The organism is Devosia sp. 1566, assembly GCF_004005995.1.
Lineage (GTDB): Bacteria > Pseudomonadota > Alphaproteobacteria > Rhizobiales > Devosiaceae > Devosia.
In genome coordinates, this window is the sequence record NZ_CP034767.1 from 1,678,269 (window position 1) to 1,692,412 (window position 14,144).

The 14,144-nt window shown below is 61.2% G+C and carries 14 protein-coding genes; 13 read left to right on the forward strand and 1 reads right to left on the reverse strand.

What is annotated here, in order from left to right:
- Positions 1–89 precede the first annotated feature (89 nt).
- The 13 genes from rpsB (at position 90) to ELX51_RS08290 (ending at position 12,800) form a co-directional block, all read left to right on the forward strand.
- Positions 90–860 carry a 30S ribosomal protein S2 gene (rpsB, locus tag ELX51_RS08230; protein WP_127753058.1) on the forward strand — a complete coding sequence of 257 codons (771 nt, stop codon included), beginning with the start codon at positions 90–92 and terminating at the stop codon, positions 858–860.
- Between the two features lie 71 nt (positions 861–931).
- Positions 932–1,876, forward strand: coding sequence for a translation elongation factor Ts (gene tsf, locus ELX51_RS08235; RefSeq protein ID WP_127753059.1), 945 nt, complete (start codon positions 932–934; stop codon positions 1,874–1,876).
- 160 nt (positions 1,877–2,036) lie between these two features.
- A complete protein-coding gene (gene pyrH, locus ELX51_RS08240) occupies positions 2,037–2,753 on the forward strand; it encodes a UMP kinase (protein WP_127753060.1) in 717 nt (238 codons plus the stop codon).
- Between the two features lie 18 nt (positions 2,754–2,771).
- The gene (gene frr, locus ELX51_RS08245; RefSeq protein ID WP_127753061.1) at positions 2,772–3,329 is read left to right on the forward strand and encodes a ribosome recycling factor; all 558 of its coding nucleotides are present in this window, start codon (positions 2,772–2,774) and stop codon (positions 3,327–3,329) included.
- 29 nt (positions 3,330–3,358) lie between these two features.
- Positions 3,359–4,120, forward strand: a complete 762-nt coding sequence (locus tag ELX51_RS08250) for an isoprenyl transferase (protein ID WP_127753062.1) — start codon at positions 3,359–3,361, stop codon at positions 4,118–4,120.
- A complete protein-coding gene (locus tag ELX51_RS08255; protein WP_127753063.1) occupies positions 4,117–4,977 on the forward strand; it encodes a phosphatidate cytidylyltransferase in 861 nt (286 codons plus the stop codon). The genes ELX51_RS08250 and ELX51_RS08255 overlap by 4 nt, the downstream gene beginning before the upstream one ends.
- Before the next feature lie 36 nt (positions 4,978–5,013).
- Entirely contained in the window at positions 5,014–6,150 is a 1,137-nt protein-coding gene (gene rseP / locus ELX51_RS08260; RefSeq protein WP_127753064.1) for an RIP metalloprotease RseP, read from the forward strand.
- A 181-nt stretch (positions 6,151–6,331) separates the two neighbouring features.
- Positions 6,332–8,440, forward strand: coding sequence for an outer membrane protein assembly factor BamA (gene bamA / locus ELX51_RS08265; protein ID WP_164854805.1), 2,109 nt, complete (start codon positions 6,332–6,334; stop codon positions 8,438–8,440).
- 73 nt (positions 8,441–8,513) lie between these two features.
- Positions 8,514–9,551 (forward strand): UDP-3-O-(3-hydroxymyristoyl)glucosamine N-acyltransferase, encoded by a 1,038-nt coding sequence (lpxD, locus tag ELX51_RS08270; protein WP_127753066.1) that lies wholly within the window; start codon positions 8,514–8,516, stop codon positions 9,549–9,551.
- On the forward strand, positions 9,544–10,020 hold the full coding sequence (fabZ, locus tag ELX51_RS08275; protein ID WP_127753067.1) for a 3-hydroxyacyl-ACP dehydratase FabZ: 477 nt from the start codon (positions 9,544–9,546) through the stop codon (positions 10,018–10,020). The genes lpxD and fabZ overlap by 8 nt, the downstream gene beginning before the upstream one ends.
- The gene (lpxA, locus tag ELX51_RS08280; protein ID WP_127753068.1) at positions 10,017–10,826 is read left to right on the forward strand and encodes an acyl-ACP--UDP-N-acetylglucosamine O-acyltransferase; all 810 of its coding nucleotides are present in this window, start codon (positions 10,017–10,019) and stop codon (positions 10,824–10,826) included. The genes fabZ and lpxA overlap by 4 nt, the downstream gene beginning before the upstream one ends.
- Positions 10,827–10,876: 50 nt before the next feature.
- Positions 10,877–11,677, forward strand: a complete 801-nt coding sequence (locus tag ELX51_RS08285) for an LpxI family protein (RefSeq protein ID WP_164854806.1) — start codon at positions 10,877–10,879, stop codon at positions 11,675–11,677.
- Complete coding sequence (locus tag ELX51_RS08290) at positions 11,670–12,800, forward strand: lipid-A-disaccharide synthase (RefSeq protein WP_127753070.1); 1,131 nt, start codon at positions 11,670–11,672, stop codon at positions 12,798–12,800. Before ELX51_RS08285 ends, ELX51_RS08290 begins: the two co-directional genes overlap by 8 nt.
- On the opposite strand, the gene gltA is transcribed toward ELX51_RS08290, so the two are convergent.
- Entirely contained in the window at positions 12,797–14,086 is a 1,290-nt protein-coding gene (gene gltA / locus ELX51_RS08295; RefSeq protein ID WP_127753071.1) for a citrate synthase, read from the reverse strand. The genes ELX51_RS08290 and gltA overlap by 4 nt on opposite strands.
- Positions 14,087–14,144: the final 58 nt, after the last annotated feature.

The following is a 14,144-nucleotide window of genomic DNA, read 5'->3' on the forward strand; positions in this document are numbered from 1 at the left end:
CGGCTTTCCTCTGGAAGGCCATCCGGTGGCGGGGCAACCCGCCGCAAGATCTCGTGGCGGCATCAACCGGTAAACAAGGAGCAGCCATCATGGCTTTGCCCGATTTCTCCATGCGCCAATTGCTCGAAGCAGGCGTCCACTTCGGCCACCAGAAGCACCGCTGGAACCCCAAGATGGAGCGCTTCATCTTTGGTGTTCGCAACGACATCCACATTCTCGACCTGAGCCAGACTGTTCCGGCTCTCAGCCGCGCCCTGCAGCTGATCAGCGACACCGTTGCTGACGGCGGCCGTGTTCTGTTCGTGGGCACCAAGCGTCAGGCCGCCCCGCTGGTCGCCGATGCGGCCAAGCAGTCGGCGCAGTACTACGTCAACTCGCGTTGGCTCGGTGGTACCCTGACCAACTGGCAGACCATTTCGAACTCGATCTCGCGTCTGCGCGAACTTGAGGCGATGAGCGAAGACGAGCTTGCGCTGCGCACCAAGAAAGAGCGCCTGATGATGAGCCGCGAAAAGGAGCGCCTGGAGCGTGACCTTGGCGGCATCAAGGACATGGGCAATGTTCCCAGCCTGTTGTTCGTCATCGACACCAACAAAGAAGCGAACGCCATCAAGGAAGCTCGCCGCCTGGGCATCCCGGTGATCGCTATTGTCGACACCAACAGTGATCCCGACACCGTCGATTTCCCGATTCCTGGCAATGACGACGCCAGCCGTGCGCTGGAGCTTTATGTGTCGCTCGTGTCCAAGGCTGCAATCGACGGCATCGGCCGCTCTTCAAGCGCTCTGGGTGCGGATCTTGGCGCAGCCGACCAGGCTCCGGCCGAAGATCTCCCTGAAGAGACCGCCGCCGCCAACTGATCCAGCGCGCTGGATTTCATCTTGAACCAAAGAACGCGGCCTCCCAGTGAGGCCGCCAAAGGGTGAACCCTATGGAAATCACTGCAGGCATGGTCAAGCAGCTCCGCGAGGCGACTGGCGTGGGCATGATGGACTGTAAAAAGGCATTGGCCGAGACCAATGGCGACATGGAAGCTGCGATCGATTGGCTGCGCACGCGCGGCCTCGCCAAGGCTGCCAAGAAGGCTGATCGCGTCGCCGCTGAAGGTCTCGTCGGCGTCGCCACCAGCGGCAACAAGGCCGCTGTGGTCGAGGTCAATTCCGAGACCGATTTTGTGGCTCGCAACGAGCAGTTCCAGAACATCGTTGGCAATATCGCCAAGCTCGCACTCGATGCGGACGGCGACGTGGTCAAGCTCGGCGAAATGCCGTTCCCCGGCTCGGGTCATTCGGTTTCGGCTGAACTGACCGAAGCGATCTCCAAGATCGGCGAGAACATGAATCTGCGCCGCACGGAAACCCTGGCGGTCTCCGATGGCGTGGTGGAAAGCTATGTGCACTCCGCCGTCAAGCCTGGCATGGGCAAGATCGGCATTCTGGTTGGCCTTGAGTCCACCGGTGACAAGGCTGCCCTGGCCACTCTGGGCAAGCAGCTCGCCATGCATATTGCCGCCACCAACCCGCTCTCGATCTCGCCCGACGACCTAGATCAGGATGTCGTGGCGCGCGAGCGCACGATTTTTGCCGAGCAGGCCCGCGAAAGCGGCAAGCCAGCCGAGATCATCGAGAAGATGGTCGAAGGCCGCGTACGCAAGTATTACGAGGAAGTCACGCTGCTGGCGCAGACCTTCGTGATCGACGGCGAAACCAAGGTTGGCGATGCGATCAAGAACGCGGAAAAGGCTGTCGGCGCGCCGATCAAGCTGACCAAGTTCATCCGCTACGCTTTGGGTGAAGGTATCGAGAAGGTCGAGTCCGACTTCGCTGCCGAAGTTGCCGCTACCGCTGGCATCAAGAACGAGCAGCCTGCTCAGTAATAACCGGGCGAAGGCGGGTCCCCGTAGGGGCCTGCCTCCGTTCTTTCGCGTATGCCGACACGCTCAAATCCGCATCACGCCCGCTTCCCCGCCGCTCACAGCTGTGCAATAGGGTAGCAGGCTGCTTCGGCTCCCTTGTTTTTTGCAGAAGGAATTGCCGATGACCGGCTACAAACGCATTTTGCTCAAGGTCTCGGGCGAAGTGTTAGCTGGCGATCAGTCCTTCGGCATCGAGCCTGAATTTCTCCATTCCGTGGCCAGCCAGATTGCCGATGCCGCCAAGGGCGGGACGGAGATCGCCATTGTCATTGGCGCCGGTAACATCTTCCGTGGCATGGCCGTGGCTGCCGATGGGACGGATCGCGTCACCGCTGACCTGATGGGCATGCTCGGCACGGTGATCAATTCCCTCGCGCTCTCCAATGCCATTTCCCGCCAGGGCGTGAAGTCAAAGGTGTTTTCGGCCCTCACCATGCCATCGGTCGCCGATAACTTCACCGCACGCGCCGCCAAGGCTGCTTTGGATGAGGGTTATGTGGTGGTCTGCGCCGGTGGCACCGGCAATCCGTTCTTTACCACGGACACCGCTGCTGCGCTCAAGGCGATCGAGCTTGATTGCGACGTGCTGCTCAAGGGTACCAAGGTTGATGGGGTTTATTCCGAGGACCCCAAGAAGAATCCCCTGGCCACGCGCTATGAAAGCGTGAGCTATGACGAAGTGATCAGCCGCAACCTCAAAGTCATGGACACCGCCGCCTTCGCGCTTGCGCGTGACAATGCATTGCCAATAATCGTTTATGCGCTGGACGACCAGGAAGGTCTGTCCGGCGTTCTAGCTGGCACGGCTCGCAGTACACGAGTCGGTAAAGCTAAATAGCCTATAAGGACGCACATCATGGCCACTTACTCCCTCAGTGATCTCAAGAACCGGATGCAGAAGTCCATCACGTCCCTGCGTGAGGAACTTGCCGGATTGCGCACGGGTCGCGCTAGCGCCAGTTTGTTGGAGCCGGTGTCGGTGGAAGCCTATGGCTCGCGGATGCCGCTGAACCAGGTTGCCACCGTGACCGTGCCCGAGCCCCGCATGCTGAGCGTCCAGGTCTGGGATCGCTCGATGGCTAACGCCGTCGAGAAGGCTATCCGGGACAGCGGCCTGGGCCTGAACCCCATCGGGGAAGGCCAGGTGATCCGCGTTCCGCTACCAGAGCTCAATGAAGAGCGTCGGCGCGAGCTGACCAAGGTTGCCCACAATTATGCCGAACAGGCCCGCGTGGCCGTGCGTCACATCCGTCGTGATGGCATGGACATTCTCAAGAAGGCCGAAAAGGACGGTGACATGAGCCAGGACGATGCTCGCACGCAATCCGACCTGGTGCAGAAGGCTACCGATGCCGCCGTGGCGGAGATCGATGCCGTCGTCGCGACCAAAGAACAGGAAATCATGCAGGTCTGACGGTCTTGCACTGCGCCGGGAGGGCGTAGATGTCCAGCGAACCCGCTATCACCGCCGAACTCGCGCCTCGAACGCGCCTGCGCATTCCTGTGCATCTCGGCGTCATCATGGATGGCAATGGCCGTTGGGCCAAGGCGCGTGGCAAGCTGCGCACCGAGGGGCACATCGAAGGCGTCAAGTCGCTACGCAACCTGGTTGAGCTGTGCATCAACTATGGCGTGCCGCACCTGACGGTGTTCAGCTTTTCGTCCGAGAATTGGACCCGCCCCAAGGAAGAAGTCGCCTTCATCTTCAACCTGCTCCGGCGCTTCGTTGCCTCTGACTTGCAGCGCCTGATCCGCAACAATGTGCAGGTACGCATCATTGGCGACCGGGCAGGGCTGGAGCCATCGCTGGTTCGGCTGATTGACGATGCCGAAGCCAAGACGCGCGACAACACTGGCCTCGTCCTGATTGTGGCGTTCAACTATGGCGGCAAGGCAGAGATCGCCAATGCGACGCGCCGGATCGCCAGGGAAGTCGCCGCGGGACGCTTGTCGCCGGACGACATTACCGAGGAAACCATTGCCGGTGCACTTTACACCGCCGGCATTCCGGACCCTGACTTGATCATCCGCACCAGCGGCGAGCAGCGCATTTCCAACTTCCTGTTGTGGCAGGCCGCCTACTCGGAGTTCGTCTTTGTGGACGAATACTGGCCCGACTTCGGGGAAGAGAGTTTCCTGAAAGTTCTGCAAACTTTCTCGCTGCGCGATCGGCGTTTCGGTGGGATCGGATCAGCTGGGCCATGACTATGCCGGACGCCCCTTTGGGACAGCCTTCGCCGCCGCGCCGTCGGGTCTGGGCTGATCTGGGGCCCCGCATTGGGTCTGCCGTGGTGTTGATCGCCTTGACGGCATCTGCCCTTTACATCGGGGGCGCCTTCTTTGCCCTTGTTGTTAGCCTGGTGTTTGCCGGAGCTTATCGCGAATGGGAAACCATGGTTTCCCGGGCGCCGCTGACGCCTTTCGGCTGGATGCTTATTGCGGCTGTGGCATTGTCGGGTCTGGTTTATCCCTTCGCTGGAATTTCGGCCTCGATTGCTATCATTGCCCTTGCCTGCGTGCTTGCTTTGCTGGCCCGAGGTGAGGGCATGTGGTGGCGAGTTGCAGGGCTGGTGCTGTTTGGCGCCGTCATCATTGCCGCCCAGGCACTCAGGGGGACGAGTTTCTCTGGTGTCTGGGCTGGCCTTTACCTCGGCACCGTTGTGTGGATGACCGATTCCGCCGCCTTTTTCACCGGTCGCCAGATCGGTGGCGAGAAGCTTGCGCCCGATATTTCGCCGTCCAAGACCTGGTCCGGCGCTCTGGGCGGCCTGGCACTCGGCACAACAGCCGGGCTCGTGGTCTGGATTTTGGTCTCGGACTCACCATGGTGGATTGGCCTGCTGCTATCAGCCGCAATCAGCGTTCTTGGGCAATTGGGCGATCTGTGCGAAAGCGCCGTCAAGCGGCACTTCCGGGTAAAGGACAGCGGCGACATTATTCCCGGGCACGGGGGCTTGATGGATCGCCTGGACAGCCTGACATTGAGTGTGCTGCTGGTTGTTGCGATTGGCGCAATGCATGCGGGTTGGGGCGCGGTAGCCGAAGGGCTCCTCTACTGGTAGGTTGAACCAGACGCCGCCGCCGGAACAAGGTATTCAATGCTCGATTTTGTCGCCTGGCCTTTGTCCTATGTGATTCCATTTTTGGTCGTTCTGACCGTGATCGTGTTCGTTCATGAGATGGGCCACTACCTGGTCGCGCGCTGGAATGGTGTGGCAGTGGATGCGTTTTCCATCGGCTTTGGCCCGGAGCTGATCGGCTGGAACGACCGGGCGGGGACACGCTGGCGGATCTCGGCCATTCCGTTGGGCGGCTATGTGAAGTTCACCGGCGACATGAATGTTGCGAGCGTTCCCGATCCGGAGGCCCTCGCACAGGTTGACCCGGCGCTGGCGCCTCATTTGTTTCAGAACAAGAATGTTTGGCAACGCATTGCCGTGGTCGCTGCGGGGCCGGTCGCCAATATATTGCTGACCTTCCTGATCCTTTATGCCCTGCTGCTGGGCTATGGACGCTATACCATTCCGCCGGTGATCACCGAGGTGATTGCCGGGTCGGTCGCCGAGTCGGCAGGACTGCAGGCTGGCGATGTGATCACCGGTGTTGATGGCTATGCCGTGCGCGGTTTCGAGGATTTCCAACGCTTCGTCGCCACCAGCCCCGAACGTCAGGTGACCCTTGAGATCGAACGCAACGGCGCGCCGCAAAGCCTTGTCCTCGTTCCCGAGGCAGTGGATGTGCAGGACCGCTTCGGCAACAACCAGCGCATCGGCCGCATCGGCGTCAGCCGTGATGTCGAGCAAACCGAGGTGACGCTTTACCGGCCCGGTCCGGTGGAAGCCATCGGGATGACCTTTGAGGAAATCCGCTTCATCATCCAGCGCACGGGCGCGTTTCTGGGGGACTTCTTTGTCGGGCGGGGCGATGTCGAGCAACTCGGCGGACCCGTAAAGGTCGCCAAGGTTTCGGGGGAGGTGGCCACACTCGGCATCATCCCTTTGATCAACCTTATGGCGCTACTGTCGCTAAACATCGGCGTCTTCAACCTGCTGCCGATTCCCATGCTCGATGGTGGACACCTGTTATATTACCTCGTTGAGGCAGTGCGGGGACGACCACTAAGCATTAAAGTTCAGGAAATAGGCTTCCGATTCGGCTTCGCACTGGTGGTGGCGTTAATGGTCTTCACGCTGTTTAACGATACGCTCTTCGCCTATTTGCGGACGCTGGGTTAATGCTTCTTAACCTTGGTTCTCAAGGTGTTGCACGAATACAAGGCATCCAAGCATTTGCTAACCGCGTCGCGGCTTTAGCCTTGTCCTTGGTTAAATAACCGGTAAAACGGTTCAATGGAGTGGGCTGGGGGGATTGCTGTGCATGGCGAGTCCCCGAGCCGGTCGCAGAAGGCAAATTAATATGACTCAATCGAAGCTTATGCGCGGCGTGGCGCTCGCAATCCTGAGTGCTGCAGCTCCTGTTATCGGGTCTGGTGTTCCGCTTATCGGCGCAGTCGCGGCGCAGGCTCAGGAGCAACTGGTCGGCTCGGTGTTGTTCGAAGGCAATCGCCGCTTCTCGGACGCTCAGTTGCTGGCCATGGTGGATGTGTCCGCCTCCGGTGTTTTCACCCAGCAGCGTCTTGCTTCCGACATTGAAAGCATCCGTCAGGCTTATGACGCCGACGGCTTCATGTCGGTCGGTGTGACAGCGCGGACTGAAACCATCGCTGATGGCCGGGTGCGGGTTACCTTCGTGATCAATGAAGGGGAGCGTGCTGGCATCGCCGCCATCAACTTCACTGGGAATAACGCATTCAGCACGGGCAACCTCAAGGGCGCCATCACGACCAAGGAAACGGGCTTCCTGAGCTGGTTGCTCAAGGATGACTCCTACGATGATCGCCGGATCGCCGTCGACCGTGAGTTGATCCGCCTGTACTACGCCAATCGCGGTTATCCCGATGCGCAGGTTACCTCGGTCGGCGAGTATGATGCTGCCCGCAATGCCTACTTCATCAACTTTACCGTCAATGAAGGTCAGCGCTACGAGTTCGCCAATGTTGGCATCGAGACCAGCATCGAGGGGCTCAATACGCAGGCTTTGACCAGCACTGTGCGTACGAACGAAGGTGGCCGCTACTCCATTACGGACCTGCAGCGCACCATCGAAGACATGGCTTATGAAGCCACGGCGCAGGGCTATTCCTTTGCTGACGTCCGCGCCCGTATGGATCGTGACGTCACCAATGGCCGGTTCAACGTTACCTACCTGGTGGATGAGGGTGCTCGCGTTTATGTCGAGCGCGTCAACATCACCGGCAACGAGAAGACGCGTGACTTCGTGATCCGTCGTGAGTTGGAGTTCGCTGAAGGCGACCCCTTCAACCGTGCACTGCTGGTTCGTGGTCGCAAGGAAATCCAGGATCTGGGTTACTTCTCGGCTGTTGAAGTGACGACCCAGCCCGGCTCTTCCGCCGACAAGGTCATTGTCAATATCGCTGTGACCGAGAGCTCCACCGGTGAGTACGGCGCTACGGCCGGTTACTCCACCACCGAAGGTATCCTGGGCGAGGTCTCGCTGACCGAGCGTAACTTCCTTGGTCGTGGCCAGTATCTGCGTGCCGCCGTTGGTGCCTCGGAATCGGGCAAGACCTTCGACTTCTCCTTCACCGAGCCCCGTTTCATGGGTCTGCAGGTGTCGGCGGGCGTTGATGCCTATCACCGCATCGTCGATGAAACCGATCGGAACTTCTACGGCTTTACGTCTACCGGCGGCCAGGTGCGTTTCGGCGCCCCGATCCTTGGCAACCTCTCGGGTACGGTGTTTACCGGTATCGAGCAGAAGGTCGTTGTGGACGAAGATCCCGACAACTCGGCGCTTTTCGATGATGGTGAGGAATTCTATAAGGCCTTTATCGGCTACACCCTCACCTGGAACGGTGTTGATAGCGTCAAGAAGCCGACCGAGGGCCTTTATGCGACCTTCACCCAGCAATATATCGGCTGGGACTACAACCTGGTGAAGACCGAGGCTCGTGGGCGCTACTTCGTGCCGCTGCTCGATGACAGCGGGATCGTGGCCAGCGTCAAGGGCCAGGCGGGTATCGTCCACGCTCTGGGCGATGGCGAAGTCAGCCCGCTTGAGGCGTTCATGCCCGGTTCGCAGCTGATCCGTGGGTTCGAAGGTCGTGGCCTTGGGCCGCGCCTGGAAAGCGGCGAATATCTCGGTGCGACCATGTATGCTGGTCTTTCTGCCGAAGTTCAGTTCCCGATCCCGGTTCTGCCGGAGAGCTATGGTGTGAGCGGCGCCGTCTGGGCTGACGCTGCATGGGTGGATGGTATCCCCGATGCGCAGGGCAACCCTGTGGACCCCGGCAGCGAGAACGAGCCGCTACGGACCTCTATCGGTGCGTCGCTCATCTGGGACTCGCCATTTGGTCCGCTGCGTGGCGATTTCTCCCACGTGCTCAGCAAGTCCGAGGCCGATCGCACCCAGGTGTTCCAGCTGACCCTGTCGACCTTGCTCTAGTCGCCCGGGCGTGAAACAGTTCTAAGAGCCGCGGGGCGGTAGCGCCGCGGCTCTTTGCTTTTTAAGTGACACAATGGTCGACACCCGCTTTCACCGTTTTTCCGGTCCCGCCTCCATCGGCACCATTCTGTCCAGCCTTGGCCGGACCGACCTGCTTGCCGGTCTATCCGAAGAAGCCGCCGGTCATATCGTAACCGGTGCAAGCGAGCTGGAGCTCGCCGGCCCTGGGGATGTTGCACTGGCGGCGCACAGCTCATATTTGGAGCAGCTACGCGGCACTAGCGCCGGGGCGGTCATTGTTTCGGCCGAACTGCGCGACGCCGTACCGGAGGGCGTCATAGCGATAACGGCCCCCAAGCCGCACCATCTCTTTGCCGATTTCCTGGATTACCTCTATCCCGCAAGCACGCGGGGCGTGATGGCCGCGGAACGGGCCGATCTGGGGGCGCCGGTGTTCGAGCTCGAGGTGTCGATTGGCTCCAATGTCGTGATCGGCTACGGGGTCGAGATAGGGCGGGGCACGACGATTGGCGCCAACACCGTAATTGGGGCCGGGGTGACGATCGGGCGCAATTGTGCCATCGCGGCCAACTGCACTATTGATTGCGCCCATATCGGCAATGACGTGGTGCTGCATTCGGGCGTACGCATCGGCACCGAAGGTTTCGGCTGGCTTGACTTCGGCCAAACGAACCGCAAATTGCCGCAACTCGGGCGCGTGCTGATCCAGGATCGCGTCGAGATCGGCGCCAATTCCACCGTTGATCGCGGGGCGCTTGGCGACACCTGCCTGGGCGAGGGCACCAAGATCGATAACCTCGTGCAGATCGGGCATAATTGCCGGATCGGCCGCAATTGCCTCATCGCCGCTATGTCAGGCCTGTCCGGCTCGACCATTGTCGAGGATGGCGTGCTGATGGGGGGCGGCGTTGGCACATCAGGGCACCTGACCATCGGCACTGGATCGGTGGTTCATGGGCGCGCTGCCGTCACCAAGACTTGGCCGGCCGGCTCAAAGCTTGCCGGGGCGCCGGCGCAGGACATTCGAGACTTTTGGCGCGAGATCGCCACCATGCGTAAATTGACCAAGGGGGACAGACGGCATGACTGAGGACGTGACTACTGCAACCGAGCTCGGGGCCATGAGCTTGGCGGAAATCCTCAAGAGCCTGCCGCATCGCTACCCCATGCTGATGATCGACCGGATCATCGACATCGACGGCGACGAAACGGCCGTGGGCATCAAGAACGTCACTTTTAACGAGCCCATCTTCCAGGGTCATTTTCCTGAGAACCCGATTTTCCCGGGAGTGCTCATCATCGAAGGCATGGCGCAAACTGCCGGCGCCATCGTGATCAAGCATGACTCTGGCACGGGCCGGAAGAACATCGTGCTGATGCTGGGCGTGGACAAGGCCAAGTTCCGCAAACCAGCGATTCCAGGCGACAAGATCGAGTTTCACATCGCCAAGATCCAGCGCCGCCGCAATGTCGGCCGCTATGAGGCGCGAGCGATTGTCGATGGCGCGGTCATCGCCGAAGCCGAGATTACTGCCATGATTGTCGAGGCGACTTCGTGACCCAAGCCTTTGTGCATCCCACCGCGATCGTCGCACCCGGAGCGAAACTGGGGCAGGGGGTCAAGATTGGCCCCTACTGCATCGTGGGCGAACATGCGGTGCTGCACGACGGTGTCGAGCTGATTTCCCATGTGTCCGTAGACGGCCATACCGAGATCGGTGCGGCCACGCGCATTTTCCCCTTCGCTTCCGTGGGGCACGTGCCCCAGGATCTGAAATATCACGGCGAGGCATCGCGCCTCGTCATCGGCGAGCGCTGCACCATCCGCGAGGCCGTGACGCTCAATCCCGGTACCGAGAATGGCGGCATGCTGACCCAGATCGGCAATGACTGCCTGATCATGGCCAATGCCCATGTCGCGCATGACTGCATCATCGGCAACAATGTCATCATGGCCAACTATGTCGGTATCGCCGGGCACTGCCATGTCGGAGACAATGTCATCTTTGGTGGCATCTGCGTGGTGCATCAGTTCACCCGAATCGGCAACCATGCCTTTATCGGCGCCCAGTCGATGATCGATGGTGATGTGATCCCCTATGGCATGGCGGTCGGCAACCGCGCTTCGCTGGCGGGGCTCAACCTCGTGGGCCTGAAGCGCCGCAAGTTCGATCGGGAGGCGATCCACCGCTTGCGCGCGGCTTACCGCATGATCTTTTCCAACGAGGGTACGTTGCGCGAGCGCGTCGAGGACGCCGCCGAGTTGTTCAAGGACGACAAGCTGGTGCAGGACGTCGTGACCTTTATCGGCGCAGCCTCGGATCGGCCGATCCTGATGCCGCGGAACGGCCACTCGGCCGAGTGATGTGGCGTTCGGCTCGGCGATTGTCGATCTTTGCGGGTTCCGGAGATCTGGTGCCCCATGTCGTGCAGGCCGCACTTGAAGTCGGATACAAGGTGCAGCTGCTGGCGCTGACGCCGCGGCCGTATCTGGCCAAGATCAAGATGGTCGAGGCCAAGCTCGACAATCCCCTCGGGATCATCTGGTCGCTCAAGGTATTTCGTACGACCCATATCGCCTTTGCCGGCGGGATTCACTTGCCCGACAAGGCACGGCAAGGCCTGATCCGCTTTGCCAATGGCAACGGCGCCCCCGTGGGCGCGGGCGGCAGCGGACCGGTGGGAGATGCAGAGCTTGCGGCCATCGGATCGGTGCTCAAGAAGATGACGGGTGCCGATTTGATCGGTGTGCATGAATTATCGCCCGACCTGCTGGCTGCTGAAGGCACTATCGCTGGGCCAGCTCTGGCCGACGAGGCGCTCGTCGCCGCCAGCTACACACTGAGTGTGGCGCGCGCGATTGGAGGACTCGATATCGGCCAGGCCGCAGTTGCCTCAGGTCGGCGGGTGCTGGCGGTGGAGGATATCGGCGGCACTGATGCGCTCATCGCCCGGGTTGGCGAACTGCGCCGCACTGGCTTGGCGGGTGACGGCGCCACGCCCATGGTGCTGGCCAAGGCGATGAAGCCGCAGCAGCCCGCCTTCGCCGATCTGCCGGCGATCGGGCCGGATACGGTGACCCATTGTGCAGCGGCGGGCATCTCGGTGATTGCCGTGGAAGCGGGCCGCAGTCTTGTCCTGCAGCGGGCGGCGCTTGTCGAGGCGGCGGCGCGCCACGGGGTCAGCGTTATCGGCATCAAGCTGGCCGATGCGTAAGCCGCTCAAGCTCTTCATGCTGGCCGGCGAGCCTTCAGGAGACCGCATTGCCGCCGATCTGGTGCGGCGGCTGCAGGCTCGCGGGCCGCTCGACCTCAGTGGCGTCGGGGGCGACGAACTGACGGCGCTTGGGTTGCGCTCGCTGTTCCCGATGAGCGATCTGGCGGTGATGGGCATTACCGATGTGCTCAAGCGGCTGCCGCTGCTGCTGTGGCGGGTGGAGCAGACAGCGCGGGCCATTCGGGCTGCGGCGCCTGATGTGACTGTTCTGGTGGACGCGCAGGACTTTTCGGCTCTTGTGGCGCGGCGGCTGCGCGCAATGGGGTATGGCAAACCGCTGATCCTTTATGTTGCCCCCTCGGTCTGGGCCCGCGCGCCGCATCGCGCCGCCAAGCTCAAGCCCTTGTTCGATGAAGTGCTGGCGGTTCTGCCCTTCGAGCCCGAAGTGATGGCGCGGCTCGGTGGCCCACCTACCGCTTATGTGGGGCACCCCGCACTGGCCGAAGGTCGGCCGGTTAGCGCTCCTGCGGAGCGCGGCGAACTTATCCTGCTGCCCGGTAGCCGCGAGGGTGAACTGCGCCGGCACTTGCCCTTGTTCAAAACGGCAGTGGAGCAATTATCGCAGCATCCGGCGGTAACGGGGATAACAATTCCTACGCTGGCTACGCTCAAGCCGCGCCTCGTTAATGAAGTCGCCGACTGGCCGGTGCCGGTAACGGTGACGAGCGACCGGGCGGAGCGGGTGGAGCTTTATGGCCGCTCGGTGCTGGCGCTGTCGGTGGCGGGTACGGCGACGCTGGAGCTGGCGCTCTCGAACGTGCCCATGGTCGTTACCTATGTGATGGACAAGCATCAGTCGCGGGTGTTCGGCAAGCTGGGCCGACCAATGATCTCGCTGCCCAATATCATCCTTGGGCGTGCGGTGCTCGACGAGCTGGTGATGACCGAACCATCACCCCAAATGCTGGTAAATCCCGCCACAGCGCTGCTCGACAGCAAAGAAGCCCGCCAGGCCCAGCAAGTGGCTTTCGGCGAGCTTCGCAAGCTGATGACTGAGGGCGTCCCCGGCATAGCGCGCCAGGATCCAGCTGACCGGATCCTGGCTCATCTCAGCGCCGGTTAGCGGCCTTCGATCGAGACATAGTCCCGCATAGGGGCGCCATCATAGAGCTGGCGTGGACGGCCGATCTTTTTCTGCGGATCGCCGATCATTTCCTTCCACTGCGCAATCCAGCCGACGGTGCGAGCCACGGCAAAGAGCACGGTGAACATGGAGGTGGGGAACCCGATCGCGTCGAGGATCACGCCCGAATAGAAGTCCACATTGGGGTAGAGCTTGCGATCGACGAAATAGGGGTCCTCGAGCGCAATGCGCTCCAGCTCCTGGGCGACCTGCAGCGTTGGGTTGTTCTCGACGCCGAGAATGGCGAGCACGCGCTTGGCCGTTTCCTGCATCACGGTCGCGCGCGGATCGAAGTTCTTGTAGACGCGATGGCCAAAGCCCATCAGGCGGAACGGATCGCTCTTGTCCTTGGCGCGCGCGATATATTCCGGAATGCGGTCCACAGTGCCGATTTCGCGCAGCATGTTGAGCGCCGCTTCATTGGCGCCGCCGTGAGCGGGGCCCCAAAGGCAAGCAACGCCGGCAGCGATACAGGCGAATGGATTGGCGTCGGACGAACCCGACAGGCGCACGGTCGAGGTCGAGGCGTTCTGCTCGTGGTCGGCATGGAGCGTGAAGATCAGGTCCATGGCGCGGGCGATCTCGGGATCGACCTTGTATTCCTCGGCCGGCACGGAGAAGCACATATGCAGGAAGTTGGACGCGTAATCGAGATCGTTGCGCGGATAAACGAAGGGCTGGCCGACCGAATACTTGTAGGCCATGGCCGCAATGGTCGGCATCTTGGCGATCATGCGGATCGAGGCGATCTCGCGCTGCTGCGGATCGTTGATGTCGGTCGAGTCGTGGTAGAACGCGGCCATGGCGCCAACGACGCCGGTCATGATCGCCATCGGGTGGGCATCGCGGCGGAAGCCGCGATAGAAATAGTGCATCTGCTCATGCACCATGGTGTGGCGGGTCACCAGCGTTTCGAAGTCCTTGAGTTCGGTCTTGCTCGGCAGTTCGCCGTAGAGCAGGAGGTAGCAGACCTCGAGATAGTTGCTGCCTTCGGCAAGCTGGTCGATCGGGTAGCCGCGATAGAGCAACTGGCCCTTGTCGCCATCGATATAGGTGATGGCGCTGTCACAGGCGGCCGTGGAGGTGAAGCCGGGATCGTAGGTGAACATGCCCGTCTTGGAATACAGCGACCGGATATCGATCACATCGGGGCCGACGGTTCCTGACAGTACCGGGAACTCGAAAGTCTGGTCCCCGATAGTGAGCTTGGCGACTGGATCGGTCATTTAACTCTCCTCGATGGCCCGCCGCCTGGAGTGCAGAAAACACCGCAGAGGGGGCCGG